Origin of the sequence: Nocardiopsis baichengensis YIM 90130 (assembly GCF_000341205.1) — a bacterium.
Lineage (GTDB): Bacteria > Actinomycetota > Actinomycetes > Streptosporangiales > Streptosporangiaceae > Nocardiopsis_A > Nocardiopsis_A halophila.
Genome location: NZ_ANAS01000006.1, coordinates 203,967 through 228,595, shown reverse-complemented (window position 1 = coordinate 228,595; position 24,629 = coordinate 203,967). Strand labels below are relative to the sequence as shown.

Here is a 24,629-nt window from a genome sequence, read left to right as displayed (position 1 = left end):
CCCGCCCGTCGCACAGGGCCGTGCGCGCCGATCCGGCGTGCTCCTCCGCCTGCTACTCCGGCTTGCTGCTGGCCAGAGCGCCCAGCAGATCGCGGTTGAGCTGGGAGATCGTGTCCAGCGGGATGCCCTTGGGGCAGACCGCCGCGCACTCGCCGATGTTGGTGCAGCCGCCGAAGTCCTCGGCGTCGTGCTGGTTGATCATGTTGATCACCCGCGCCTCCCGCTCGGGCTGGCCCTGGGGCATGCTGCCCAGGTGGGTGATCTTGGCGGCCGTGAAGAGCATGCCCGAGGCGTTCGGGCAGGCCGCCACGCAGGCGCCGCAGCCGATGCAGGTGGCCGCGTCGAACGCCCGGTCGGCGTCGGCCTTGGGCACCGGGGTCGCGTGGGCGTCGGGCGCGGTCCCGGTCGGCGCGCTGATGTAGCCGCCGGCCTGGATCACGCGGTCGAACGACCCGCGGTCCACGACCAGGTCCTTGACGACCGGGAACGCCTTGGCCCGCCACGGCTCGATGGTGATCTCGTCGCCGTCCTTGAAGCTGCGCATGTGCAGCTGGCAGGTGGTGGTGTTCTCCGGGCCGTGGGCCACGCCGTTGATGACCACGCCGCAGGCGCCGCAGATGCCCTCGCGGCAGTCGTGGTCGAAGGCCACCGGGTCCTCGCCCGACAGGGTGAGCTTCTCATTGAGGACGTCGAGCATCTCAAGGAAGGACATGTCGGGGTTGACGTCCTCGACCTTGTAGGTGACCATCCGGCCCTCGTCGTCCCGGCCCTTCTGGCGCCAAACGCGCAGGGTGATGTTCACTTGTAGCTCCGCTGCTTCATCTCGACGTACTCGTACTCCAGTGCTTCCTTGTGCAGCACCGGCGGTTCACCGGTCCCGGTGAACTCCCAGGCCGCGACGTAGGCGAACTCGTCGTCGTGGCGGAGCGCCTCGCCGTCCTCGGTCTGGCTCTCGGCGCGGAAGTGCCCGCCGCAGGACTCGCGGCGGTGCAGCGCGTCGATGCACATGAGCTCACCGAGCTCCAGGAAGTCGGCGACGCGGCCGGCCTTCTCCAGGGCCTGGTTGAGCTCGTCGTTGGAGCCCAGGACCTTGACGTTGGTCCAGAACTCCTCGCGCAGCTCGCGGATGCGGTCGATGGCCTTGCGCAGGCCCTCCTCGCTGCGCTCCATGCCGCAGTACTCCCACATGATGTGGCCGAGTTCCTTGTGGATGGAGTCCACCGTCCGCTCGCCGTCGATGGAGAGCAGCTTGTCGATGCGCGCCCGCACCGAGTCCGCCGCCTCCTTGGCCTCGGGCGTGGTCTCGTCGAGCGCGTCGAAGGGCCCGTCGGCGAGGTAGTCGTTGATCGTGTTCGGCAGCACGAAGTACCCGTCGGCCAGGCCCTGCATCAGCGCGCTCGCGCCCAGGCGGTTGGCGCCGTGGTCGGAGAAGTTGGCCTCACCGGTGACGAACAGGCCCGGGATGGAGGACTGCAGGTCGTAGTCGACCCACAGGCCGCCCATCGTGTAGTGGACCGCCGGGTAGATGCGCATCGGGACCTCGTAGGGGTTCTCGCCCGTGATGCGCTGGTACATGTCGAACAGGTTGCCGTACTTGGCCTCGACCGCCGGGCGCCCCATGCGCTTGATGGCGTCGGCGAAGTCCAGGTAGACGCCCAGGCCGCCGGGGCCCACGCCGCGCCCCTCGTCGCAGACGTTCTTGGCCGCGCGCGAGGCGATGTCGCGGGGCACCAGGTTGCCGAAGGAGGGGTAGATGCGCTCCAGGTAGTAGTCGCGCTCGTCCTCGGGGATCTCCCGCGGGTCGCGCTGGTCCCCGGTCTCCTTGGGCACCCAGATGCGGCCGTCGTTGCGCAGCGACTCGCTCATCAGGGTGAGCTTGGACTGGTACTCGCCGCTGACCGGGATGCAGGTCGGGTGGATCTGCGTGTAGCACGGGTTGGCGAAGTGGGCGCCCTTGCGGTGCGCGCGCCAGGAGGCCGTGACGTTGCAGCCCATGGCGTTGGTGGAGAGGAAGAAGACGTTGCCGTAGCCGCCGCTGGCCAGCACCACCGCGTCGGCGAAGTGCGTCTCGATCTCGCCGGTGACCATGTCCCGGGCGACGATGCCGCGGGCGCGGCCGTCGACCACGATCAGCTCCAGCATCTCGTGGCGGGTGTTCATCTCCACCGTGCCCGCCGCGACCTGGCGCTCCAGGGCCTGGTAGGCGCCGATGAGCAGCTGCTGGCCGGTCTGGCCGCGGGCGTAGAAGGTGCGCGAGACCTGGACGCCGCCGAAGGAGCGGTTGTCCAGCAGGCCGCCGTACTCGCGGGCGAACGGCACGCCCTGGGCCACGCACTGGTCGATGATCTCGACGCTGACCTGGGAGAGGCGGTAGACGTTGGACTCGCGCGAGCGGAAGTCGCCGCCCTTGACGGTGTCGTAGAACAGCCGGTGGATGCTGTCGCCGTCGTTGCGGTAGTTCTTGGCCGCGTTGATGCCGCCCTGGGCCGCGATGCTGTGCGCGCGGCGGGGGCTGTCCTGGTAGCAGAACGACTTGACGTGGTAGCCGGCCTCGCCCATGGTCGCCGCGGCCGAGGCGCCGGCCAGGCCGGTGCCCACGATGATGACCGACAGCTTGCGGCGGTTGGCCGGGTTGACCAGGCGCGCGGAGAAGCGGCGCTTGTCCCAGCGCTCGTTGATGGGGCCTGCGGGCGCCTTCTCGTCGGCGATCGGGGCGCCCTCGGTGTAGAGCTCGGTCATTTATCCCACCAGCCCGAAGAGAACGGAGAACGGGGGCAGCAGGAAGCCCACCGTGATGACGGCCGCGACGATGATCGCGACGGTGTTGATGGTGCGGCGGCGCCCCTCGCGGTTGAGCCCGAGGGTGGCCGCGGCGCTCCAGATGCCGTGGCGCAGGTGCAGGCCGACCAGGAGCACCGCGAGGACGTAGATCGCGGTGACCCAGAAGTTCTCCGGCTGGAAGCCGCGCACCAGCCGCTCGTAGGGGCTGTCCGAGGCCCCGCCCGGAGCGATGGTGTTCGTGGTCAGGTGGAGGATGTGGAAGACCACGTACAGGGCGATGATGACACCGCCCCACCGCATGGTGCGCGAGGCGTAGGTCTGCTGCACCGGCTTCCTGGCCTGGTAGCGCACCGGGCGCGCCTTGTTGGCGCGCATGGTGAGCGCGACGGCCGACGCGATGTGGATCAGGACCGCCGCGAGGAGCACGATCCGCATGATCCACAGGAAGCCCCCGTAGGGGAGCATCGGCTCGCCGAGCACGCGCAGGTGGTGCGAGTATTCGTCGAACGTCTCCTGCCCGGCGAAGACGTTGAGGTTGCCGTACATGTGCGCGATCAGGAAGAGCACGAGGATCAGACCGGTGACCGCCATCGCGGACTTGAGGGCCACCGTCGACCGCCGCGCCTCCGAGCGCTGCTTGGTCAGGGTACTGTTCGCCACGACCTGTCACTTTAAGACTTGATAAAGAAAGTCGTCTAAGTCATGACGGCCCTGGTGTCGATAGCCGTAGGCTATAGGGCATGCAGTTTCAGCAGCTCGCGTACTTCTTGGCGGTCGCCGAGACGCGGCATTTCACCCGCGCAGCCGAGCTCTGCCAGGTCGCCCAGCCCAGTCTGAGCAAGCAGATCCGCACCCTGGAGAACGACCTCGGCGCCCCCCTGTTCAGCCGCGCCCGGGGAAATATCACACTCACCCCGGCCGGTGAGGCGCTGCTTCCGCTGGCCCAGCGCATCGTCGCGGACATGGAGACCGCCCGCCGGGAGGTGGCCGAGCTGGCCGGGATGCGCAAGGGGCGGGTGCGCCTGGGCGCCACCCCCTCGCTCTGCGGCGGCCTGGTCGCCGACGCGCTGGCCGGGTTCCACTCCCGCTTCCCCGGCATCGAGCTGGGTGTGGAGGAGAGCGGCTCGCGCGACCTGATCCGCGCGCTCGGCAAGGGCGAGCTGGACATGGCGCTGATCATCCTGCCGCTGCAGAGCAGCGACCCCGCCTTCGTCACCACCCCCATCCTGCGGGAGAACCTGGTGGTGGTCAGCGCGGCCTGCGACCCGCCGCCCACCACGCGGCCCGGCATGCGCATCGCCGAGCTGCGGGACCGGCCGCTGGTGATGTTCCGGCGCGGCTACGACCTGCGGGAGGCGACGCTGACGGCGTGCCGCGAGGCCGGGTTCGAGCCGCGCCTGGCGGTCGAGGGCGGGGAGATGGACGCGGTGCTGCGGTTCGTCGAGGCGGGCCTGGGGCTGGCGGTGGTGCCGAGCATGGTGCTCAAGAACCGCCCCGGGCTGCGGGGTACGCCGCTGGCCCGGCCGCGGCTGCTGCGCACCATCGCCCTGGCCCACCGCAAGGACGTCGAACCCTCCAACAGCGCCAAGGCCTTCCGCCGGCACCTGACGGCCTACCTGTCCCACCTGACCCGCGACGAGCTCGGCGAGGACCTCGAGGTGGTCTCGGCCGCGCCGGTCTGACCGCGGCGCCCCGAGCAGGCCCTGGACGGCGGCGCCCGGACCGCGCACGCCCGAACACCCGCCCCCTCCCCGAACGCCTTCCGCCCCCTTTTCCCAGTGCTGCGATAAATTCCCACAATGAAGGCTGGACTTACACGATCACGCGTCCGGCCGCCACACAGGGAACATGCGCCCCACGCGGCGACAAAACTCGCAAATACCCGGATAAACCGCAATACATCCTTTATCGATAAACCGCACTTCCCTCCACTCCGGGAGTGGGGTTTTTCACATCCATTGCGCTGTGATTTCTTGCTGAATTCGTGATCGCGTCGTCCTAGCGTGGCTCCACCGATCCTTAGGGAGATGTGCGGCCATGACATCGACTCTTCCCCCGCCGGAACAGCCCGGCCTCGAACGCGCGCGGATCAGCGAACGGACGCTGCGCACCGACCGCTGGTGGTCGGGCCCGGTCCTGACCGTGCTCGGGCTGACCACCTTTCTGGTCTACGGCCTGGCGCGGGCCCTTCAGCAGGACCACTACTGGGTGCAGGAGTACCACTACCTGACCCCGTTCTATTCGCCCTGCGTCGCGGGCCAGTGCGCGCCCGACGCGGCGGTGTTCGGGAGGCTCCCGTGGGACTTCCCGTGGTTCCTCCCGTTCGCGGTCCTCAGCCTCCCGCTGCTCCTGCTGTTCCGGTTCACCTGCTACTACTACAGGAAGGCCTATTACCGGTCGTTCTGGCAATCGCCCACCGCGTGCGCGGTCCGCGAACCGCACGGCAGGTACACCGGTGAGACGCGGTTCCCCCTCATCGGTCAGAACCTGCACCGCTACTTCTTCTATGCCGCGCTCCTCATCTCGCTCATCAACACCTACGACGCCACCGTCGCGCTCTTCCACGGGGCCGACGGCGGGTTCGGCATCGGCGTGGGCAACATCGTGCTGTTCACCAACGTCGTGCTGCTGTGGTGCTACACCCTCAGCTGCCACTCCTGCCGCCACGTGGTGGGCGGCCGGCTGCGCAGCTTCGGGTCCCGCCCCGTGCGGTACCGGATGTGGACCGCGGTCTCCAAGCTCAACACCCGGCACATGGAGTTCGCCTGGATCACCCTCGGAACGCTCGTGCTGACCGACCTGTACGTGGCCCTGGTGGCGAGCGGTGTCCTCACCGACCTGAGGATCGTCAATTGAGCGCCGCCCGCACCCGCGTGAGCCGCTCCCCTGCGAACCCGACCCCGGTGAGGAGGGCAGTCGCATGCCCGATCTGAGCGAGTTGACCCGGCACGACTACGACGTGGTGGTGATCGGCGCCGGCGGGGCCGGACTGCGCGCCGCCATCGAGGCGCGCGAGCGCGGCAAGAGGACCGCGATCATCTCCAAGTCCCTGTTCGGCAAGGCCCACACGGTCATGGCCGAAGGGGGCGCCGCGGCCGCGCTCGGCAACGTCAACGGCGCCGACTCCTGGCAGGTGCACTTCCGCGACACCATGCGCGGCGGCAAGTTCCTCAACGACCCCCGGATGGCCGAGCTGCACGCCCAGGAGGCGCCCGACCGCATCCTGGAGCTGGAGATGTGGGGGGCGCTGTTCGACCGCACCGGCGACGGGCGGATCAGCCAGCGCAACTTCGGCGGGCACGAGTACCCGCGCCTGGCGCACGTGGGCGACCGCACCGGCCTGGAGCTGATCCGCACCCTGCAGCAGCGGGTGGTGCAGCTGCAGCAGGCCGACGCCGCCGAGCACGGCGACCCCGACGCGATGCTCCGGGTGTTCGCCGAGACCACCGTCACCGAGCTGGTGAAGACCGACGAGGGCACGGTCTCCGGCGCGCTGGCCTACGACCGCGCCGCCGGGGCCCCGATGCTGTTCGCGGCGCCGGCGGTGGTGCTGGCCACCGGCGGGATCGGCAAGTCGTTCAAGACCACCTCCAACTCCTGGGAGTACACCGGCGACGGGCACGCGCTGGCGCTGCGCGCCGGGGCGGGGCTGCTCAACATGGAGTTCGTGCAGTTCCACCCCACCGGCATGGTCTGGCCGCCGTCGGTGCGGGGCATCCTCGTCACCGAGTCGGTGCGCGGGGACGGCGGTGTGCTGCGCAACTCCGAGGGCGAGCGGTTCATGTTCGGCTACATCCCGGAGGTCTTCGCCGCCCAGTACGCCCAGTCCGAGGAGGAGGCCGACGGCTGGTACACCGACCCCCGCAACCACCGGCGCCCGCCCGAGCTGCTGCCCCGCGACGAGGTGGCCCGGGCGATCAACGCCGAGGTCAAGGCGGGCCGCGGCTCGCCGCACGGCGGGGTGTTCCTGGACATCGCCAGCCGGATGCCCTCCGAGGAGATCATGCGGCGGCTGCCGTCCATGCACCACCAGTTCAAGGAGCTGGCCGACGTCGACATCACCGCCGAGCCCATGGAGGTCGGCCCCACCTGCCACTACGTCATGGGCGGGGTGGAGGTGGACGCCGACACGGGGGCCTCGGTGGTGCCGGGGCTGTTCGCCGCAGGCGAGGTGGCCGGGGGCATGCACGGCTCCAACCGGCTGGGCGGCAACTCCCTGTCGGACCTGCTGGTGTTCGGGCGGCGGGCCGGGCTCGGCGCCGCCGAGTACCTGGACGGCCTCGGCGACCGCCCCGCGCCCGCGGGCGAGGCGGTCGCCGAGGCGCTGGCCCGCCAGACGGCGCCGCTGGAGCGGGAGAGTGGGGAGAGCCCCTACGCCCTGCACCAGGAGGTCCAGCAGACCATGAACGACCTGGTCGGGATCATCCGGCGGGGCCCGGAGATGGAGCAGGCGCTGGAGTCGCTGGCCAAGCTGGCCGACCGGGCCGCCGCGGTGCGCGCCGAGGGCGGGCGGACCTACAACCCGGGGTGGCACCTGGCCCTGGACCTGCCCAACATGCTGCTGGTCTCCGAGGCGGTGGCGCGCGCGGCGCTGGAGCGCGAGGAGTCGCGCGGCGGGCACACCCGCGACGACTTCCCCGCGATGTCGCCGCAGTGGCGCAAGGTCAACCTGGTGGCGTCGATGACCGCGAGCGGCGGGATCCGGCTGCGCAGCCGCCCGGTCGACCCGCTGCGCCCGGACCTGATGGCGCTCTTCGACCGGGACGAGCTGGCCAAGTACCTGACCGAGGAGGAGCTTCCGGCCCCGGACACCGGGGCGTCCGAGCACAGCCCTGAGCAGCCGGAGCAGAGGCCTGAGCACAGCTCTGAGAAGGAGGACCGATGACCGCCAAGCGGACGTTCCGCGTGTGGCGCGGCGGCGGGGACGACGGGGAGCTCGCGTCCTACGAGGTCGAGGTGAACGAGGGCGAGGTGGTGCTGGACGTGTTGCACCGCCTCCAGGCCACGCAGACCCCGGACCTGGCCGTGCGGTGGAACTGCAAGGCCGGCAAGTGCGGGTCGTGCTCGATGGAGATCAACGGGCGCCCGCGGCTGTCGTGCATGGCGCGGATGAGCACCTTCGCCGACGACGAGACGATCACCGTGACGCCGATGCGGACCTTCCCGGTGATCCGGGACCTGGTGTGCGACGTGTCCTTCAACTACCAGAAGGCGCGGGAGATCCCTTCGTTCACCCCGCCCGAGGGGGCCGAGCCGGGGAGCTTCCGGATGCGGCAGGAGGACGTGGACCGGCCGCAGGAGTTCCGCAAGTGCATCGAGTGCTTCCTGTGCCAGAACGTGTGCCACGTGGTCCGCGACCACGAGGAGAACAAGGAGGCCTTCTCCGGGCCGCGCTACCTGATGCGCATCGCCGAGCTGCAGATGCACCCGGAGGACACGGCCGACCGCCGCAAGGCGGCGCAGGACGAGTTCGGGCTGGGCTACTGCAACATCACCAAGTGCTGCACCGACGTCTGCCCGGAGCACATCAAGATCACCGACAACGCGCTGATCCCGCTGAAGGAGCGCGTGGCCGACCGCAAGTACGACCCCCTCGTGTGGCTGGGCTCGACCATCGGCCTGCGCAAGGGGGCCGACACCCCCCGCGTCCCGAACACCCGCCCCGGCGACGGGCAGGAATAGCGCCCCTGGTCAGGGGCCCGAAGGGCCCCTGACCAGGCACCACGGTGGGCCCCGTCCGCCCCGGCGGGACCGGCTCTTCAGCGGGACACGACATACGGCCGGCCACCGGAAAGAGCGGCGACGGAGCGGCAGGCCCCCGCTCGTCGACTGCTCGCCGGGCGGCGGGTCGCCGGAGTGCCGGGAAGAGGGCGGCGACGAGGAAGCGGGGCGGTTCCCCGGTGTTGCCGGTCGGCCGCCGGGCCTCTCACGGTCCGGGTGATCAGCGGCAACGACGGCGCAGCCGGTGCCCCGCTCACTCGCCGCGGCCGGGTGCCGGCGCCCCGGCGGTACCGGCGATGAGCAGCAACGACGGTCGGCCGGTGCCCCGCTCCGGCCTGCTGGCCGGGCGGCGGGTCGCCGGAGTGCCAGGAGGAAGGCGGCGACGAAGCGGGGCGGTGGTTCCCCGGTGTTGCCGGTCGGCCGCCGGGTGGCCGGTGGTCCGGGGCGATGGCGGCGACGGCACGGCTGGTGCCCCGCTCACGCCTGTCGGCCGGGCGGCGGGGCCCTTCGGTGCCAGGGGAACGGGCGGCGACGAGGAAGCGGGGCGGTTTCCCAGGTCGTGTCCGTTGGAGTGGTGGAGCTTTCGGCCGCGTCCTTGTGAGCGGTGCGACCGCTGCGGCGCGATCGGCGGCCCCGCCCCCGGGTGCGCGCCGCCTTCCTTGTCGTTGATCTCGGGGAAGTCGGGGTAATACTCGCCGGTATTACCCCGACTCTCCCGAGATCAACGGGGGTGTCGGTGCGGGCGGCGGGCAGCGCCCCCGGGAGCGGCCGGGGCCCGCAGAGTCCCAATAGTTCCACCACGCCGGCGGACACGACCGTTCCTCGGGCTCGCCGGTCGACCGCCGGGCCTCTCGCCACCCGGGAACAGCGGCGGCCACGGCACGGCAGGTGCCCAGCTCAGGCTGCTGGCCGGGGCTGGCCGGGCGGCCTGCCGCCCCTGGAGGGGCCCTACATTTTCGCGTTCCGGGCATACCGGGCGCGTGAGGCGCTGCTCGGGCATCGAGAGTGGTGATATCGCCACCCAATGTGCAATTGGGTGGCGATATCACCACTCTCGATGGAGAACCGGCCCTCCTGGGCCGGTCTCCGGCGGATCAGGCCCGCCGGGCGTCCCGTTTGTCCGGATCGGAGGGGGTGCGGGCCTCGCGCGCGCCCGGAGCGGCCCCGCGGGCCGGGCGGGCGCGCGGTGGCGGCCAGACCAGAACGGGATTCGGTACCCGGCGCCCCTCCTGCCGGTACTCAGGACCCGTTTGCGGCGCTCTCGGTCACTCCGGGTGACCGGGGGCGGGCCGATGCCGGCGCGAGGCCCGGCGCGGGCGGGTGCCCTGCCCCTCCTGCGCCGCCCCGGCCTCCCCGATGCACGGACGAACAGGGGCGATACGGACACCGGGGAGCCGAACCCCGTTCTGGTCCGGCTGACATCGCACCCAGGGGCCGCCGTGGGGCGTCGATCAGCGCGCTTCCGCTCGCCCCGCCCCTGTGACGGCGCGTATTCGCCCAGGTCAGAGGGGGTCTTTGGTCGGAGGGGCGCCCGGCGCGGGCCGGGCGGGTGCGCCGCGGGCGCGGGCGGGCGGCGACCGGGCCCCATCGGGCCCCCGGCCCGGACCACGGGAGGCCCGGCGGCCGACCGGAGGCACCGGGGAACCGCCCTGCTTCGTCGTCGCCGCCGATCCCCCTGGCACCCCGGCGGCCCACCGCCCGGCCGACAGGCGTGAGCGGGGCACCGGCCGTTCCGTCGCTGCTGCTGTTCCCGGACCGCGAGAGGCCGGGCACTCGACTGCCAAGGCCGGGGAACCGCCCTGCTTCGTCGTCGCCGCCGATCTCCTCGCACTCCGGCGGCCCGCCGCCCGGCAAGCAGGCCGGAGCGGGGCACCGGCCGTTCCGTCGCCGCTAGCTCCCCGGACCACCGACCACCCGGCGGCCGACAGGCGGCACCAGGAAACCGCTTCCCCTTGTCGTCGCTGCTCATCTCCCTGCGCCGGAGGTCCCTGGCGCACGGCCGGGGCCCGCGAGCGGGGCACCTGCCGTCCCGTCGCCTCTCAGCGGCGGGCCGGGCGGGGATCTCCGGGTGGGCGCCAGTCGTCGACGGGGCGGGTGTAGCGGGCCAGCTGCCACGGGGCCACCTTGCCCACCAGGCCCGCAGCAGTGTCCCGCAGCCCGGTCAGCACCGGTGATTCGTTCTGCACCGCCTCCGCCAGCTGGGCCGAGCGCTGCACCAGGGCGGCCGTCCGGGACCGCCGCGAGGCGGTGTAGGACTGCACCGCCGTCGGCACGTACGCCATCGAACCGCTGGCGTGGTGGGCCAGCACCACCGCGTCCTCGATCGCCTGGCAGGCGCCCTGGGCCAGATTGGGCGTCATCGCGTGCGCGGTGTCCCCCAGCAGGGCCACCCGGCCCTTGTGGTAGGCGGGCAGCGGGGTGTCCACGTGCCAGACGTCGCTGCGCACCACCGCCTCGGGGCGGGCCGCGGCGAACAGGTCCGCCAGCGGCTCGTGCCAGTCCTCCAGCCGGGCCACCGCCTCGGCGCGCTCGTCTGTCGCCCGCCCGCCGGCGGGCACGTTCCCGGTGACGTAGCAGTACACCTCGTCGCCGCTGAGCGGGAGCACCCCGGCGGTCCCGCCCCGCCCCCACGTCTCGCCGAAGTCCAGCGGGTCCTCCGGGCGCCAGGGCACCACCGCGCGCCAGCAGGTGAAGCCGGCGTAGACCGCTCCCGGGTGCTCCAGGAAGAGCTCGCCGCGCAGCGCCGAGCGCGCCCCGTCGGCGAGCACCACCAGGTCGGCGGCGACGTCCCCGGTCTCGGTGGCCACCCGGGCCGGCTGGCGGGTGGTGCCCGGCTCGACCGCCGTCACCGCCGAGCCGGTGCGCAGGGTTCCGGCCGGGAGCCGCTGCAGCAGCGCGTCCACCAGGTCCGCATAGCGCAGCACCGAGACCGCGTCGCCGAAGCGCACCTGGGTCTCGTGCGGGCCGGTGCGCAGCAGCCACCGTCCGTCCCGGCGGCGGATCGCAGCGATCCCGTGCGGCGCGGACCGCTTGCGCACCTCCTCGCCCAGGTCCAGGGCGTCCAGGGCGCGCAGGGCGTTGGGCGCCAGCGCCAGGCCGGCGGCGACCGGGTCGAGCACCGGTGCCTTCTCGTACACGGTCACCGCGCACCCCGTTCGGGCGAGTGCGACGGCGGCGGCCAGGCCGCCGATGCCGCCCCCGACCACGACGGCGTGCGGTTGTGCCATGAACTGCTTCCTCCGGACCTGCTCGGCGGCCCGCGCGCGCCCGGCTGCACAGGGGCCCTGCCCCCTCAGGCTAGGGTCGGCGGCCGAGGAATGCCACGAGTTGCCGGGTATTCGTGGCCTCTGGCCCAACCTGGACTTCCGGGTCGAAGAATCCGGCCCGCGCATCGTCGGGCAGGGCGAGGCGGGAGAACTCCAGGACCTGCCCGGCCACGTCCTCGGGCATATCCTCGCTCTGCCCCGTCGCCCGGGCGATGTCCCAGCCGTGCACGAGCATGTCCGTGAGCGCCAGGGACAGTGCCACGTCGCCGGACGTCCCCGGGAAGGGGGCGTCGACGACCGCGTTCCAGGCGGCGGGGTCCGCGGCGGCCCGCCGGAGCCGCTCCGCGGCCTCGGCGAAGGCGTCGCCGGCGGGCCAGGGGGCGGACGGGGCGAGCGCGGGGTCGGTCTCCAGGCCGGCGACCTTCTCCCCGGACAGCCCGCGCGCGGTGCGGTCCACCACGGCCACCAGGTGGTCGACGAGGCTGCGCAGGGGCCAGTCGGCGCAGGGGGTGGGGGTGTCGGGCGGGGCGGCTCCGATGCCGTGGATCCGGGCCTGGGCGTAGGCGGCCCCGGCGTGGACGGAGGCGGTGTCGATCATGGCGGTCCCTCCTCGGAGGACGCGGGCGATCGGCCGGAAGGGGCCAGCCTACGCGGGCCCACCCCCACCGTCCGGTGTCGCGCAAACGCGCCGTCCGGCGCCGCGCGGGTCCCTTCCCCTGCCAGCAAGCGGGCGCTAGGTTGGATGCCGCGCACGCGCCCTGCCGAAGGGAGCCCGCCCGTGTCCCCATCGCCGCGCCGCCCCGGCGGCCCCGCGCCCCCGCCCCTCCTGTTGCTCCTGGCCCGCAGGGCCGCCGCCGCACCACTCTTCGCCCGTCTCGCCCCGCCCGTCCTGCCGCGCCTGGACCGCCTGCTGCACCGCCTCACCGGCGGCCGGGTCCAAGTCGCGCGCTGGGCGGTGCCGAGCCTGATGCTGACCACCACCGGCCGGCGCAGCGGTGAGCCCCGCAGCGCGCCCGTGGCCTGCCTGCCGGAACGGGAGCGGACCCCGCGCAGCTTCCTGGTGGTCGGCAGCAACTTCGGCCGCGAGAAGCACCCCGCTTGGACAGGGAACCTGCTGGCGGCCCCGGAGGCGGTGGCCAACTACAAGGGCACCGACTTCCCGGTCCGGGCGGTCCTGCTGACCGGCGCGGAGCGGGACGAGGCCTGGAAGCGGCTCAACGCGATGTGGCCCTACGAGTCCTACGCCGCCCGCTCCGGACGCGAGCCGCGGGTGTTCCGCCTGGTCCCGCGCGAGGCCTGACCCCGGGAGGCCCGACCCCGGGAGGCTCAACCGCGCAAGGCCCGACCCCGCAAGGCCCGCCCCCGCGAAGTCCGACCGCCGCGGGAACCGACCGCGCGCAGCCCGGTTCCCTCGGGCCCCGCCCGCGACTCCCGGCCCGGAGCAGGGGCGCCGCACACGGCGGCCCCGCGGGAGCCGTGCTCCTGCGGGGCCGCCGGGCGGGCGGGGTGGTGCTAGCCGCGCTTCTTGTGCGCCGCCATGCGCCCGCGCTCCTTGTGGTCGAGCACCACCTTGCGGATGCGCACGGCCTCGGGGGTGACCTCCACGCACTCGTCCTCGCGGCAGAACTCCAGCGCCTGCTCCAGGGACAGCTTCCGCGGCGGGACCAGGCGCACCAGCTCATCACCGGTGGCCGAGCGCATGTTGGTGAGCTTCTTCTCCTTGGTGATGTTGACGTCCATGTCGTCCATGCGCGAGTTCTCGCCGACGATCATGCCCTCGTACACCTCGGTGCCCGGCTCGACGAACAGCACGCCGCGCTCCTGCAGGTTGAACATCGCGAAGGCGACGGCCTGCCCTGCCCGGTCGGCCACCATCGACCCGTTGGCCCGGGTGCGCAGGTCGCCCGCCCAGGGCTCGAAGCCCTCGAACACGTGGTGGGCGATGCCGGTGCCGCGGGTCTCGGTGAGGAACTCGGTGCGGAAGCCGATGAGCGCGCGCGAGGGGACCAGCCAGTCCATGCGCACCCAGCCGGTGCCGTGGTTGGTCATCTGCTCCATGCGGCCCTTGCGCACGTTGAGCAGCTGGGTGATGGCGCCCATGTAGTCCTCGGGCGCGTCCACGGTCAGGCGCTCGACCGGCTCGTGCAGCTTGCCGTCGACCTCCCGGGTGACCACCTGCGGCTTGCCGACGGTGAGCTCGTAGCCCTCCCGGCGCATCTGCTCCACCAGGATCGCCAGCGCCAGCTCGCCGCGGCCCTGCACCTCCCAGGCGTCGGGGCGCTCGGTGGGCAGCACCCGCAGGCTGACGTTGCCGATCAGCTCGCGGTCGAGGCGCTCCTTGACCAGGCGCGCGGTGACCTTGGCGCCCTTGACCTTGCCGACCAGCGGCGAGGTGTTGGTGCCGATGGTCATCGAGATGGCCGGCTCGTCCACGGTGATCAGCGGCAGCGGCCGCGGGTCCTCGGGGTCGGCCAGCGTCTCGCCGATCATGATGTCGGGGATGCCGGCGATGGCGATGATGTCGCCGGGGCCCGCCTGGTCGGCCGGCTTGCGCTCCAGCGCCTCGGTCATCAGCAGCTCGGTGATCTTGACCTGCTGGACGGAGCCGTCGCCGCGGATCCAGGCCACCTGCTGGCCCTTGCGGATCTCGCCCTGGCGTACCCGGCACAGCGCCAGGCGGCCCAGGAACGGCGAGGCGTCCAGGTTGGTGACGTGCGCCTGCAGCGGGGCGCCGGGGCTGTACTCCGGCGCCGGGACGGTGTCCAGCAGGGTGCGGAAGAACGGGGTGAGGTCGTCGTTGTCGGGCACACCGCCGTTCTCGGGGCGCTCGAACGAGGCCTTGCCGTCGCGGGCGCAGGCGTAGACGATCGGGAACTCGATCTGGGACTCGTCGGCCCCCAGGTCCATGAAGAGCTCGTAGACGTCGTCGACGACCTCGGCGATGCGGCTGTCGGGCCGGTCCACCTTGTTGATGCACAGGATGACCGGGAGCTTGGCCTCCAGGGCCTTGCGCAGGACGAAGCGGGTCTGGGGCAGCGGCCCCTCGCTCGCGTCGACCAGCAGCACGACGCCGTCGACCATCGACAGTCCGCGCTCGACCTCGCCTCCGAAGTCGGCGTGGCCGGGCGTGTCGATGATGTTGATGACCACGTCCTCGCCTTCGGGCGAGGTGTAGTGCACGGCCGTGTTCTTCGCGAGGATGGTGATGCCCTTCTCGCGCTCCAGGTCGTTGGAGTCCATGACGCGCTCGTCGACGTCCTGGTTGGAGCGGAACGCCCCGGACTGCCAGAGCATGGCGTCGACCAGGGTGGTCTTGCCGTGGTCGACGTGGGCGACGATGGCGACGTTGCGGAGATCGGTGCGGCGTGCGGAGCCCTCAGCGGGAGTGGCGGTGGACATGCGAAAAGGTCTCGTTCTCATTCACTGGGTACAACCGCGACACCCGCGGCCACGACCAGTTTAGGCGCTTGCGCCGGTTACCACGGGAAACGACCAGGTCGACGGGGTGCTCTCCACCACCCCCACTGGACAACCCCCCACATTTCGGACTTAGGATAGGCGCGCCTAACCACTGCGGGCCGCACCCGGCCCGTCCCGTCCGCGGCGGCCCGCCCCCAGGGCCGCGCCCGAGAACCACCAGGGATCCTCCATGTCCGTCACCCTGTCCCGCCGCACCGGCCCGACCGCCCGGGCCGCCGCCCTGTGCGCGGCCGTCGCGCTCGCCGCCACCGCCTGCACCTCCGGCTCCGCCGAGCCCGATGCCGAGGGCGGCGGCGACTGGACCCCGGTCACCGTCGAGCACGCCCACGGCTCCACCGAGATCACCTCCGAGCCCGAGCGCATCGTCACCGTCGGCTGGTCCGACGAGGCCGCCCTGCTGGAGCTGGGCATCGTCCCGGTCGGCATGGCCGCCTCGACCTACGCCGGCGACGAGGAGGGCTACCTGCCCTGGGACCTGGAGAAGATCGAGGAGCTGGGCGGCGAGAAGCCCGAGCTGATCAACACCGACGACGGCCTGCCGGTCGAGGAGATCGCCGCCCTGGAGCCCGACCTCATCCTGGGCGTGCAGTCCGGGATGGAGGAGAACGAGTACGAGCAGCTCTCCGGGGTCGCCCCCACCATCGCCTACCTCGACCAGCCGTGGATGACGCCGTGGCAGGACGAGGTGCGCACCATCGGCGAGGCCGTCGGCCGGACGGACGAGGCCGAGAAGGCCGTCGCCGACACCGAGGAGTACCTGGACGGCCTGGTCGAGGAGCACCCCGAGTTCGCCGACGCCACCTTCGCCGCGGGCACGCTGATGCCCGAGAGCGGGGAGCTGGGCTTCTACATCAACGGCGACCCGCGCAACGCCCTGCTGGAGCAGATGGGCCTGACCCCGGCGCCGTTCCTGGAGGACGTCGAGGCCGAGGAGAACGCCTTCTACGGCACGATGAGCCAGGAGAACGCCGAGGACATCGACGCCGACGTGCTGGTCATGTGGTTCAACTCCGAGGAGGAGCAGAAGAGCCTGGAGGACAGCGCCGTCTTCGGCGAGGTGGAGGCCGTGAAGAACGGCGGCTTCATCGGATACACCGACCGGGCGGCCTCGATGGCCATCTCCTCGCCCAACCCCCTCAGCATCCCGTGGGTGATGGACGACGTCGCCGAGGACCTGTCCGCGGCCGTGGAGGGCGAGGCCTGAGGGCCGCGCGGCGACGGCGGGCGGCGCCGTCCCGGACCGCGGCCCCGCGAGGGGGTCAGCGGGTCGGGGCGGCGCCGTCCCTGTTGCCGCCCCTGTTGCCGCCCCTTTGGCCGTCGCTCTGCAGAAGCGGGCGGACGGCGTCCAGGAAGGGAACGTCGGCCGGCAGCCAGTCCACCTCGTCGAGCGCCTCGGGACCGAGCCAGCGCAGCGCCATGTGCTCCAGCGGGCGCGGTTCGCCCTCCACGACCCGGGCCGCCCACACCCGCAGCACCGCCCCCACCGCGCCCGGGCGCACCGGCATCGCCACATCGCCGCCCAGCCGCGCGCCGAGCGCGATCTCCACGCCGAGCTCCTCGCGGCACTCGCGGACCAGCGCCTCGGTGTCGGCCTCGCCGGGGTCCACTTTGCCGCCGGGCAGCTCCCAGCGGCCGCGCAGCTGCGGCGGGTCCGCGCGCTGGGCGGCGAGCAGCTCGCCGCCGCGGATGATCGCGGCGCCGACGACGATCTGGATCGCGGCGGGGCCGCCGCCCTGAGTCCGAGTCACGGTCGACAACGCTACTCCAGGCGCGGCGGCGCGCGGCGGCTCCGGACGACCGAAACGACCGACAGGGGCGACACGGACGGCATTGCCCGGAACCGGACGGGGTCGTGTGGGATCGCAGCGATCGGGGCACCTTGTTCGGCACGGACCCCGGTGCGACGGCGACGCGACGGAGGAGTGCGCATGTCGGCTCTCAACGCTCTCAAGGGGTGCTCGCTCGACGGGACCTGGGTGGACGTTCCCGGCCACAGCGTCACGCTCTCCCTGCGCTCGCCCGCGGGCACGATCCCCGCCGTCACCTACACCCTCGTCCTGGAGGGGGTCACCGACTTCAGCTTCTTCGACGAGGAGGCCGCCCCCTGGGGCGGGGCCGAGGTGGGCGACGTGCAGTCCGAGCACGACGAGGACTCCCTGCGGCTGGACTTCTCGTTCGGCGGCGAGGCCTCGGGGCTCGCGGTGACCTGCGGAAAGGTGCTCCTGCACCGGACCAGGGACCCCGAACCGGGGGCCGCGGGCGGCGGGCCCTGAGGCGTGGCCCTAAGCCCTCGGGCGCCGGCGCGTGCCGGCGCCCGAGGGGGCCGACGCTCTCCGGGGGGAGTGGAAAGAGCGTCAGCGTCCATTGGGGTCGGCGTTGCCTCGGCCCCTCGCCTGGGCGAGGAGGAGAGTCGGCGCTGCGGGCACGCCCCGAATGGCACGAGACCGCAACGCGGCCGGGATGCGCGCCAGAGGGGTCGTGCGCGCGTCCGCACCGCCGGTTTCGGCCTCATAAGGGGAGCCTATTCAGCCATGGGCCGCCTTGGGGGCGAAACGCGGAAAACGCGGGCGGGACCGCGCCCGGGAGGGGGTTCGGGCACGGCCCCGGGGTGGAGGAGTGCGACGGGTCGGGAGAGGGGATCCTGCCCGCCGGGCCACCGGCTCCACCGTAGGGAAAACTACCGCTCGGTTCTGCCGCCGACAAGGACGAAATTTCCCGGAATTTGCCGGGGCCCCGACATTCCGCGAACTTCAAACCGAACATCGATGCCATTATCCGGCAAATATGCCATTACCCGACGAAATTGCCACCCTGGAGCCGGTGGGCCAGTCCGGTGTACCGCCGTCCCGCCGCCGCCGAGCGCACCGCCCGGGCCACCGCGCGCCGCGACCCCACCAGCACCACCAGCCGCTTGGCCCGGGTGATGGCGGTGTAGAGCAGGTTGCGCTGGAGCATCATCCAGGCGCTGGTGGTCACCGGCACCACCACCGCCGGGTACTCGCTCCCCTGCGACCGGTGCACGGTCACCGCATAGGCGTGCGCCAGCTCGTCCAGCTCGGCGAAGTCGTAGCCGATGTCCTCGTCCTCGTCGGTGCGCACGGTCAGCCGCTGCTCGTCGGGGTCGATCCCGGCGACCACGCCCATCGTCCCGTTGAAGACCCCGTTGGCCCCTTTCTCGTAATTGTTGCGGACCTGGGTGACCTTGTCCCCCACCCGGAAGACCCGGCCGCCCAGCCGCCGCTCCGCGGCCCCCTCGCGCGGCGGGGTCAGCGCACGCTGCAGCAGCGTGTTGAGGTTGCCCGCGCCGGCCGGGCCGCGGTGCACCGGGGCGAGCACCTGCACGTCCCTGCGCGGGTCCAGCCCGAACCGGCGCGGGATCCTGTTGGCGACCACGTCCACGGTCAGCTCCGCGGTCTGCTCGGTGTCCTCGCAGGGGAACAGGAAGAAGTCGTCCATCCCCTGCAGCAGCGGCGGCTCGCCCGCGTTGACCCGGTGGGCGTTGGTCACCACGCCCGACTTCTGCGCCTGGCGGAACACCCGGTTCAGCCGCACGGCCGGTACCGGCGACCCCTCGTCGAGCAGGTCGCGCAGGACCTGCCCGGCGCCGACCGAGGGCAGCTGGTCGACGTCGCCCACCAGCAGCAGGTGCGCGCCGGGCGGCACCGCCTTGACCAGCTTGTTGGCCAGCAGCAGGTCGAGCATGGAGGCCTCGTCGACTACCAGCAGGTCGCAGTCGAGCGGGCGGTCGCGGTCGTAGGCGGCGTCCCCGCCGGGCTTGAGCTCCAGCAGCCGGTGCACCGTTGAGGCCTCGTGCCCGGTGAGCTCGGTCATCCGCTTGGCGGCCCGGCCGGTGGGGGCGGCCAGCACGATCTTCGCGCCCTTGGCCGCGGCCAGGGTGATCACCGAGGCGACCGTGAAGGACTTGCCGCACCCGGGGCCGCCGGTGAGCACGGCGGCCTTGCGGGTCAGCGCGAGGCGGACCGCCTCCTGCTGCTCGGGCGCCAGGTCGGCACCGGTGCGTCGGCGCAGCCACTCCAGGGCCCGGTCCCAGTCGACGCCGGCGAAGGCTGGCAGGCGGTCGGCCGGGTCCTCCAGCAGTGCCCGCATCCGCGCCGCGAGCGAGGCCTCGGCCCGCTGGAAGGGCACCAGGTAGACGGCGGTGACGGTCGCGCCGTCGGGGCCGGGCAGCTTCTCGGTGGCCACGCCCTCCTCCTCGGCGAGCGCGGCCAGGGCCTCGATCACCAGCCCGGAGTCGACCTGGAGGATCGTGACCGCGTCGGCGATCAGCCGCTCCTCGGGCAGGTAGCAGTGGCCCTCCGACGTGGACTCCGACAGGGTGAACTGGATCCCGGCCTTGATCCGCTCGGGGCTGTCGTGCGGGATGCCCACCGCCCGCGCGATGGTGTCGGCGGTCTTGAAACCGATTCCCCACACGTCGGTGGCCAGCCGGTAGGGCTCGCCGCGCACCACGCCGATGGAGGCGTCGCCGTACTTCTTGTAGATGCGCACCGCCAGGGAGGTGGAGATCTCGATGCCCTGCAGGAAGACCATCACCTCCTTGATGGCCTTCTGCTCCTCCCAGGCCTCGGTGATGCGCCGGGTGCGCTTGGGGCCCAGCTTGGGCACCTCGATCAGCCGCTCGGGGGCCTCCTCGATGACGTCGAGGGCGCCGGCCCCGAAATGGTCGACGATCTTCTCGGCCAGGCGGGGGCCGATCCCCTTGATCAGCCCCGACCCCAGGTAGCGCCGCACGCCCTGGACGGTGGCGGGCAGCACGGTGGTGTAGTCCTCCACGGTGAACTGCCGCCCGTACTGGGGATGGGAGCCCCAGCGGCCGCGCATCCGAAGCGACTCGCCCACCTGGGCGCCGAGCAGCGCTCCCACCACCGTGGTCAGGTCGTCGGACCCGCGCCCGGTGTCGACCTTGGCGACGGTGTAGCCGGTCTCCTCGTTGGCGTAGGTGATGCGTTCGAGGACCCCTTCGAGCTCGGCGTACCGGAAGCCCTGGCCGCCCTGCGCCCGGTCCGCACCGCCCACGGTTCACCCTCCTCGCACTCGCCTCCCGCCCCCATCATGCCGTCCCGGTGCGACGGGCGGGGCGGCGGCCGTGCGCCGTCCACAGGCGGCGGACGGCTACCCTCGTCCCCCGTGACCGACAACGCTTCTGACAGGGGCCGCGGGGGCGCCGGACCCGACGGCGTCCACGTGGGCAACGCGGGCGCGGACGCGCCCATGGACCGCGGCTGGCTCCTCGGGCACTTCAAGCCCGAGGACGACCCGCGGCACAGCACCGACGTGGAGATCAAGTGGGGGACCCACCCTCCTGGCGACGAGCGGGCCGAGTGGGCCGTCGGTGAGAAGCGCACCGCTCTGCTGGTCCTGATCAGCGGCCGCTTCAGGCTGAAGTTCCCCACGGGGGACGTGGTCCTGCACGAGCAGGGCGACTACGTCCTGTGGGGCCCGGGGACCGACCACTCGTGGGTGGCCGAGGAGGAGTCGGTGGTCATGACGGTGCGCTGGCCCTCCATCCCGGGGTACGCGGTCGAGCACTAGGCGGAACCCCCTCCGTGACAGGATCCAAGGCATGACGGAGAGAACGACGGGGAGAACCCGGCTCGCCCCGGACCGCACCGCCGTGCTGGCCCTCCACTGGCAGGTGAACGTCATCAAGCCCGAGGGCTTCTTCGGCGGGATGCTCGCCGAACCGGTCCGCGTCTCCGGAGTCGTCGAGCGCGCGGTGCGGTTCCACGACGACGCGCGCGCGGCCGGCGTCCCCATCATCTTCACCCGCTTCACCGTTCCCGAGGGCGAAGGCGCCCTGGTGCGCAACACCGACTTCATGAACGCCGTCGCCGACGCCCAGAAGTCGTTCCGCCCGGACTCTCCCGGGGCCGCGCTGATTCCGGAGATGTCCGTGCTCGGCGACCACGACGAGCTCTCGGACAACCAGCGGCTGTCCGGCCTGGCCGCCACCGACCTGCCCGACCGCCTGCGCGCGCGGGACATCGACACCCTGCTGATCACCGGGGTGGCGACCAACCTGACGGTCGAGCAGACCGCGCGCGGCGCCGCCGACCTCGGTTTCACGGTGCACGTGGTGGCCGACTGCGTCGCCGCCGACGACCCGGCCGTGCACGAGGTGTCCCTGGCCAACCTGGACATGACCACCGCCGGGCGGCTCACCGCCGCCGAGGCCGTGGAGCTCCTCTCCTCCTGAGCCTCAGCGGCCCGGAGTGCGAAGATGCTCCCCATGATGCTGCTGGACGGCCGGCCGGTCACTGCGGATGAGCTGGAAGCCCTCGCGCTCTACGGCTACGGGCACTTCACCACGATGCGGGTGCACGGGGGCCGGGTCCGCGGACTCGCCCTGCACCTCGACCGCCTGCGGACGGACTGCGCGGCGATGATGGGCGCCTCCCTCGACCCGGAGGAGGTCCGCTCCCGGGTCCGCCAGGCGGCCGCGGACGCGGACGGTCCCGTCGTCGTGCGCGTGACCGTGTTCGACCCGGGGCTGGAGCTCGGCCTGCCGGCGCGCCCGGCCCGGCCGCGGCTGCTGGTGTCCACGCGGCCGGCCCCGCCGGTCCCGGCACCGCCGCTGTCACTGGAGGTCCGCGAGCACGAGCGCGACCCGGCCGCGGTGAAGACCACCTCGCTGGCCGGCGTCCTCCGCCAGCGCCGCGCGGCCCAGCTCGGCGGCTTCGACGACGTGCTCTTCGCCGACCGGAACGGCCGTGTCACCGAGGGGGCGACGTGGAACATCGGCTTCGTCCGGGACGGCGAGGTGCTGTGGCCGCAGGGCGAGGTCCTGGAGGGGACGACGATGCGCCTGCTCGCCCGGGCCGAGGAGGCGGCGCACCCCCACCGCACCGCCCCCGTCCCGGTGGCATCGGTCCCGGCGATGGAGGGCGCCTTCATCACCAATGCCGCCGTCGGCGTACGCCCGGTGTCGAGGATCGGCGACCGCACATTCCCCGAGCCCACGGCCCTCCTCGCCCGCCTCCGCGAGGCCTATGCGTCGGTCCCCCAGGACGAGGTCTGAGCGGAGGCCGCTCAGACGCCATTCAGACGCGATCAGGCGTACTCGGCGTCCATCGCCGCCGTCAGCCCCGCATGTGGGGTTCGGCCTCGCCCCGTACGGCCGCATGCTCGGCCCTGAGGGGAGTCCGGGCTGCACCTCGACACTCCGGGCCAGGTCGGGGGACGAGCTCGCCGCGCGCTTCGACAGGGGTGAACGGCCCCGGGGGTCAGAGGAGGTCCCGGCCGCGTTGCACGCGTCGTTCCTGGCCGGGGCGCTGGTGGGGACCATCGCCCACGTCACCGCCGACCCGGGGACGGCACCGGCGCCGGAGGCGGCCGCCGACGCCGTGTGGCGCCTCATTCAGGTTCGTCCTGCGCGTCCACCAGCGCCCGGACGGTGAACTCCTCGCCCAGGGAGAGGGAATCGAGCCGGGCCCGGACCGCGCCCTCCACCGCCCGGCGCCGGGACTCCTTCCTCACCGAGGAGACGGCGACGCGCACCACCACGCTCCTGGCGCCGAAGCGCACCCGGACCCCGTCCACGCCGGACACCGTCACGGCCGACTCCTCGATGGCCTTGCGCACCCCCGGGAGCGGATCGCCTCCGTCGCCCGCGTGCAGGCGCGTCCGCGCGTCCGTCCCGCCGCGCAGCGCCCAGGCCCCGGCGGCCACGACGGTCCCGCCGCCGATCAGCAGCAGCACCGCCGATGCGGCGCGCAGGCCGGGATCGTCCCACCGGGCGCCCCCGTGGTCGGCCATCCCGTAGACCGGGATGAAGACGTGGACGTCGGCCAGGACGGTGATGACCTCGGCCGCCGACACGAGCGCGGCCGCACCGGCCGCCACCGCCGCGGCGGCCGCGAGCGGCACCGCCGCCCGCGCCGGGACCCGCGCCCTGCGCAGGCCTTCGGAGGACCTGCGCCGCCAGCCCGATCCCGTGCGGCCGGGGGCCGCCGCCCCTCCCTGCAACGCGGTCATATGGTCCCCTCTCGGTGCGAGCGCCTCAGGACGGGCGCCGAGGCGGCGGGCCCAGGCCGACCAGGCCCCCCTCACCGGTCAGCGGGCCGCACGCTCGCCCGCGGCGCCCGTCACATCTGAGACACCTCTCCTCCGGTTCCGCTCACGCTCCCCAGTATGTGACGTGTCCCACATTCGACACAACCGCACATTCCCAGGTCATAAGGGGTAACGTTGCGTCACCACTCCCCTCTGCAACGTGGCCCCGGCACCGCGCCGGGGAGCGGAACCGGAAGGGGGCGGAGCGTGGCGGGTCGTCCGGGCCCACCCGACGGGGTGCTGGCCGAACGCGCCCAGGACGGCGATACGGCCGCATTCGAGGCCCTCGTCCTGCGCCACAAGGACGCCGTCTTCCGCATCGCCCTGCGCACGCTCGCCGACCACGACGAGGCGGCCGACGCCGCCCAAGAGGCGCTCGTGACCGCATGGCGCCGGCTCCCCGACCTCGAGGACGCCGACCGCTTCCGCCCCTGGCTCTACCGGATCGCCGCCCGGCGCGCGCTCAACACCGTGCGCGCCCGCGCCGCGAGCGGGCCGCTGCCCGAGGAGGCGGACGTCCCGGACCGCTCCCCCGGACCGGCCGGACACGCCATCGGGAGCGGGCTGCGCCAAGCGCTCGACCAGGCCCTGGCGGGGCTGCCGCCTCCCCAGCGCATCTGCTGGATCCTCAGGGAGATGGAAGGATTGGGATACGAGGAGATAGCCGAGGTGGTCGACGCGACCCCGACAGCCGTGCGCGGGCGCATCCACCGCGCGCGCACCCGTCTCGTGGAGGCGCTCGAACCATGGCGGTGAACGACCCGGACGACCCGGACCTCCTGCCGTGCGGGGAGTCCGTCGACACCCTCCTGCGCCGCCTCCGCGCCGGACGGCCGAGCGGGCACGAGCGCACGTGCCCGCACTGCCGTGCCGCGGCCGAGGAGTTCCGGGTGCTCTCGGCCGCGCAGGACGAGGCGGCCCAGGAGACCGTGGCGGCCCCGCCGGACCTCGTCGACCAGGTGATGCGCACCGTGCGCGCGGAGGTCCGCTCCGGCGGGTTCGTCACCTTGGACGCCGGGGGGCGCGGGTGGACGCGGATGCGCAGGGAGGCGGTGGCCGCCCTCCTCAGGGCCGCATGCGACACGGTCCCGGGCGCCGCCGTGGGCCGCTGCCGGTTCACCACCGGTCCCGACGGGGTCGCCGTGGACCTGACCGCCCGCTTCACCGGAGAGGTGCCCGCGCCGCGCCTCGCCGACGAACTGCGGCGGGCGGTCCGCGAATCCGCCCTGCGCCACCTGGGCTGGCGGGTCACCCGCGTGGACGTGCGCTTCCAGTGACACCCCGACGCCGCCCGGACGTGGCACCATC

Annotated in this window: 21 protein-coding genes; 12 read left to right on the top strand and 9 right to left on the bottom strand. The window is 72.8% G+C overall.

What is annotated here, in order from left to right; translation table 11 throughout:
• Positions 1–52 precede the first annotated feature (52 nt).
• The 3 genes from C892_RS0107190 to C892_RS0107180 are packed head-to-tail and all read right to left on the bottom strand — an operon-like array spanning position 53 to position 3,441.
• Positions 53–802, bottom strand: coding sequence for a succinate dehydrogenase/fumarate reductase iron-sulfur subunit (locus C892_RS0107190; RefSeq protein ID WP_017541861.1), 750 nt, complete (start codon positions 800–802; stop codon positions 53–55).
• Positions 799–2,739, bottom strand: a complete 1,941-nt coding sequence (locus tag C892_RS0107185) for a fumarate reductase/succinate dehydrogenase flavoprotein subunit (protein WP_017541862.1) — start codon at positions 2,737–2,739, stop codon at positions 799–801. Before C892_RS0107185 ends, C892_RS0107190 begins: the two co-directional genes overlap by 4 nt.
• On the bottom strand, positions 2,740–3,441 hold the full coding sequence (locus C892_RS0107180; RefSeq protein ID WP_017541863.1) for a succinate dehydrogenase cytochrome b subunit: 702 nt from the start codon (positions 3,439–3,441) through the stop codon (positions 2,740–2,742).
• An 80-nt stretch (positions 3,442–3,521) separates the two neighbouring features.
• Between C892_RS0107180 and C892_RS0107175 the strand changes: the two genes are divergently transcribed.
• The 4 genes from C892_RS0107175 to C892_RS0107160 all read left to right on the top strand — a co-directional run bounded on the left by C892_RS0107175 (position 3,522) and on the right by C892_RS0107160 (position 8,463).
• The gene (locus tag C892_RS0107175; protein WP_017541864.1) at positions 3,522–4,463 is read left to right on the top strand and encodes a LysR family transcriptional regulator; all 942 of its coding nucleotides are present in this window, start codon (positions 3,522–3,524) and stop codon (positions 4,461–4,463) included.
• Positions 4,464–4,818: 355 nt separating this feature from the next.
• Positions 4,819–5,637 carry a succinate dehydrogenase subunit SdhC gene (locus C892_RS0107170; RefSeq protein WP_017556668.1) on the top strand — a complete coding sequence of 273 codons (819 nt, stop codon included), beginning with the start codon at positions 4,819–4,821 and terminating at the stop codon, positions 5,635–5,637.
• Between the two features lie 64 nt (positions 5,638–5,701).
• On the top strand, positions 5,702–7,666 hold the full coding sequence (locus C892_RS0107165) for a fumarate reductase/succinate dehydrogenase flavoprotein subunit (protein WP_017541866.1): 1,965 nt from the start codon (positions 5,702–5,704) through the stop codon (positions 7,664–7,666).
• A complete protein-coding gene (locus tag C892_RS0107160; RefSeq protein ID WP_017541867.1) occupies positions 7,663–8,463 on the top strand; it encodes a succinate dehydrogenase/fumarate reductase iron-sulfur subunit in 801 nt (266 codons plus the stop codon). Before C892_RS0107165 ends, C892_RS0107160 begins: the two co-directional genes overlap by 4 nt.
• Before the next feature lie 2,078 nt (positions 8,464–10,541).
• Here C892_RS0107160 and C892_RS0107155 read toward each other — a convergent pair.
• Both C892_RS0107155 and C892_RS0107150 read right to left on the bottom strand, forming a co-directional pair.
• Positions 10,542–11,729: an FAD-dependent monooxygenase gene (locus C892_RS0107155; protein ID WP_017556667.1), complete on the bottom strand. Its 1,188-nt coding sequence runs from the start codon at positions 11,727–11,729 to the stop codon at positions 10,542–10,544.
• Positions 11,730–11,799: 70 nt separating this feature from the next.
• Positions 11,800–12,366 carry a TIGR03086 family metal-binding protein gene (locus C892_RS0107150; RefSeq protein WP_017540084.1) on the bottom strand — a complete coding sequence of 189 codons (567 nt, stop codon included), beginning with the start codon at positions 12,364–12,366 and terminating at the stop codon, positions 11,800–11,802.
• 180 nt (positions 12,367–12,546) lie between these two features.
• Here C892_RS0107150 and C892_RS0107145 point away from each other — a divergent pair, with 180 nt between their 5' ends.
• Complete coding sequence (locus tag C892_RS0107145; protein ID WP_017556666.1) at positions 12,547–13,068, top strand: nitroreductase family deazaflavin-dependent oxidoreductase; 522 nt, start codon at positions 12,547–12,549, stop codon at positions 13,066–13,068.
• Between the two features lie 212 nt (positions 13,069–13,280).
• Here the strand turns inward: C892_RS0107145 and typA are convergent, their stop codons facing one another.
• Positions 13,281–15,167, bottom strand: coding sequence for a translational GTPase TypA (gene typA / locus C892_RS0107140; protein WP_017556665.1), 1,887 nt, complete (start codon positions 15,165–15,167; stop codon positions 13,281–13,283).
• A 250-nt stretch (positions 15,168–15,417) separates the two neighbouring features.
• Between typA and C892_RS0107135 the strand changes: the two genes are divergently transcribed.
• Positions 15,418–16,452: an iron-siderophore ABC transporter substrate-binding protein gene (locus tag C892_RS0107135; RefSeq protein WP_017556664.1), complete on the top strand. Its 1,035-nt coding sequence runs from the start codon at positions 15,418–15,420 to the stop codon at positions 16,450–16,452.
• Between the two features lie 55 nt (positions 16,453–16,507).
• On the opposite strand, the gene C892_RS28665 is transcribed toward C892_RS0107135, so the two are convergent.
• Positions 16,508–17,005 (bottom strand): (deoxy)nucleoside triphosphate pyrophosphohydrolase, encoded by a 498-nt coding sequence (locus tag C892_RS28665; RefSeq protein WP_017556663.1) that lies wholly within the window; start codon positions 17,003–17,005, stop codon positions 16,508–16,510.
• Between the two features lie 171 nt (positions 17,006–17,176).
• Between C892_RS28665 and C892_RS0107125 the strand changes: the two genes are divergently transcribed.
• Positions 17,177–17,521 carry a hypothetical protein gene (locus C892_RS0107125; protein WP_017540089.1) on the top strand — a complete coding sequence of 115 codons (345 nt, stop codon included), beginning with the start codon at positions 17,177–17,179 and terminating at the stop codon, positions 17,519–17,521.
• A 517-nt stretch (positions 17,522–18,038) separates the two neighbouring features.
• Here C892_RS0107125 and recD2 read toward each other — a convergent pair.
• Positions 18,039–20,285, bottom strand: a complete 2,247-nt coding sequence (gene recD2 / locus C892_RS0107120; protein WP_017556662.1) for an SF1B family DNA helicase RecD2 — start codon at positions 20,283–20,285, stop codon at positions 18,039–18,041.
• A gap of 111 nt (positions 20,286–20,396) precedes the next feature.
• On the opposite strand from recD2, the gene C892_RS0107115 reads away from it, so the two are divergent.
• The 3 genes from C892_RS0107115 to C892_RS0107105 are packed head-to-tail and all read left to right on the top strand — an operon-like array spanning position 20,397 to position 22,287.
• A complete protein-coding gene (locus C892_RS0107115; RefSeq protein WP_017556661.1) occupies positions 20,397–20,801 on the top strand; it encodes a cupin domain-containing protein in 405 nt (134 codons plus the stop codon).
• A 31-nt stretch (positions 20,802–20,832) separates the two neighbouring features.
• Entirely contained in the window at positions 20,833–21,465 is a 633-nt protein-coding gene (locus C892_RS0107110) for a cysteine hydrolase family protein (RefSeq protein WP_017556660.1), read from the top strand.
• A gap of 33 nt (positions 21,466–21,498) precedes the next feature.
• On the top strand, positions 21,499–22,287 hold the full coding sequence (locus tag C892_RS0107105; protein WP_026124192.1) for an aminotransferase class IV: 789 nt from the start codon (positions 21,499–21,501) through the stop codon (positions 22,285–22,287).
• Positions 22,288–22,622: 335 nt separating this feature from the next.
• Here C892_RS0107105 and C892_RS0107100 read toward each other — a convergent pair whose 3' ends face one another.
• Positions 22,623–23,243 (bottom strand): hypothetical protein, encoded by a 621-nt coding sequence (locus C892_RS0107100; RefSeq protein WP_017556658.1) that lies wholly within the window; start codon positions 23,241–23,243, stop codon positions 22,623–22,625.
• Between the two features lie 315 nt (positions 23,244–23,558).
• Between C892_RS0107100 and C892_RS0107095 the strand changes: the two genes are divergently transcribed.
• Complete coding sequence (locus C892_RS0107095; RefSeq protein WP_017540095.1) at positions 23,559–24,077, top strand: RNA polymerase sigma factor; 519 nt, start codon at positions 23,559–23,561, stop codon at positions 24,075–24,077.
• Positions 24,068–24,598, top strand: a complete 531-nt coding sequence (locus C892_RS0107090) for an Asp23/Gls24 family envelope stress response protein (RefSeq protein ID WP_017556657.1) — start codon at positions 24,068–24,070, stop codon at positions 24,596–24,598. Before C892_RS0107095 ends, C892_RS0107090 begins: the two co-directional genes overlap by 10 nt.
• The last annotated feature ends 31 nt before the right edge of the window (positions 24,599–24,629 follow it).

Excerpts from the sequence above, each read along its gene's own strand:
- C892_RS0107185 (WP_017541862.1), bottom strand. The coding sequence starts at position 2,739 with ATGACCGAGCTCTACACCGAGGGCGCCCCGATCGCCGACGAGAAGGCG.
- C892_RS0107175 (WP_017541864.1), top strand. The coding sequence starts at position 3,522 with ATGCAGTTTCAGCAGCTCGCGTACTTCTTGGCGGTCGCCGAGACGCGG.
- C892_RS0107170 (WP_017556668.1), top strand. The coding sequence starts at position 4,819 with ATGACATCGACTCTTCCCCCGCCGGAACAGCCCGGCCTCGAACGCGCG.
- C892_RS0107165 (WP_017541866.1), top strand. The coding sequence starts at position 5,702 with ATGCCCGATCTGAGCGAGTTGACCCGGCACGACTACGACGTGGTGGTG.
- C892_RS0107160 (WP_017541867.1), top strand. The coding sequence starts at position 7,663 with ATGACCGCCAAGCGGACGTTCCGCGTGTGGCGCGGCGGCGGGGACGAC.
- C892_RS0107155 (WP_017556667.1), bottom strand. The coding sequence starts at position 11,729 with ATGGCACAACCGCACGCCGTCGTGGTCGGGGGCGGCATCGGCGGCCTG.
- C892_RS0107150 (WP_017540084.1), bottom strand. The coding sequence starts at position 12,366 with ATGATCGACACCGCCTCCGTCCACGCCGGGGCCGCCTACGCCCAGGCC.
- typA (WP_017556665.1), bottom strand. The coding sequence starts at position 15,167 with ATGTCCACCGCCACTCCCGCTGAGGGCTCCGCACGCCGCACCGATCTC.
- C892_RS0107135 (WP_017556664.1), top strand. The coding sequence starts at position 15,418 with ATGTCCGTCACCCTGTCCCGCCGCACCGGCCCGACCGCCCGGGCCGCC.
- C892_RS0107125 (WP_017540089.1), top strand. The coding sequence starts at position 17,177 with ATGTCGGCTCTCAACGCTCTCAAGGGGTGCTCGCTCGACGGGACCTGG.
- C892_RS0107110 (WP_017556660.1), top strand. The coding sequence starts at position 20,833 with ATGACGGAGAGAACGACGGGGAGAACCCGGCTCGCCCCGGACCGCACC.
- C892_RS0107105 (WP_026124192.1), top strand. The coding sequence starts at position 21,499 with ATGATGCTGCTGGACGGCCGGCCGGTCACTGCGGATGAGCTGGAAGCC.
- C892_RS0107100 (WP_017556658.1), bottom strand. The coding sequence starts at position 23,243 with ATGACCGCGTTGCAGGGAGGGGCGGCGGCCCCCGGCCGCACGGGATCG.
- C892_RS0107090 (WP_017556657.1), top strand. The coding sequence starts at position 24,068 with ATGGCGGTGAACGACCCGGACGACCCGGACCTCCTGCCGTGCGGGGAG.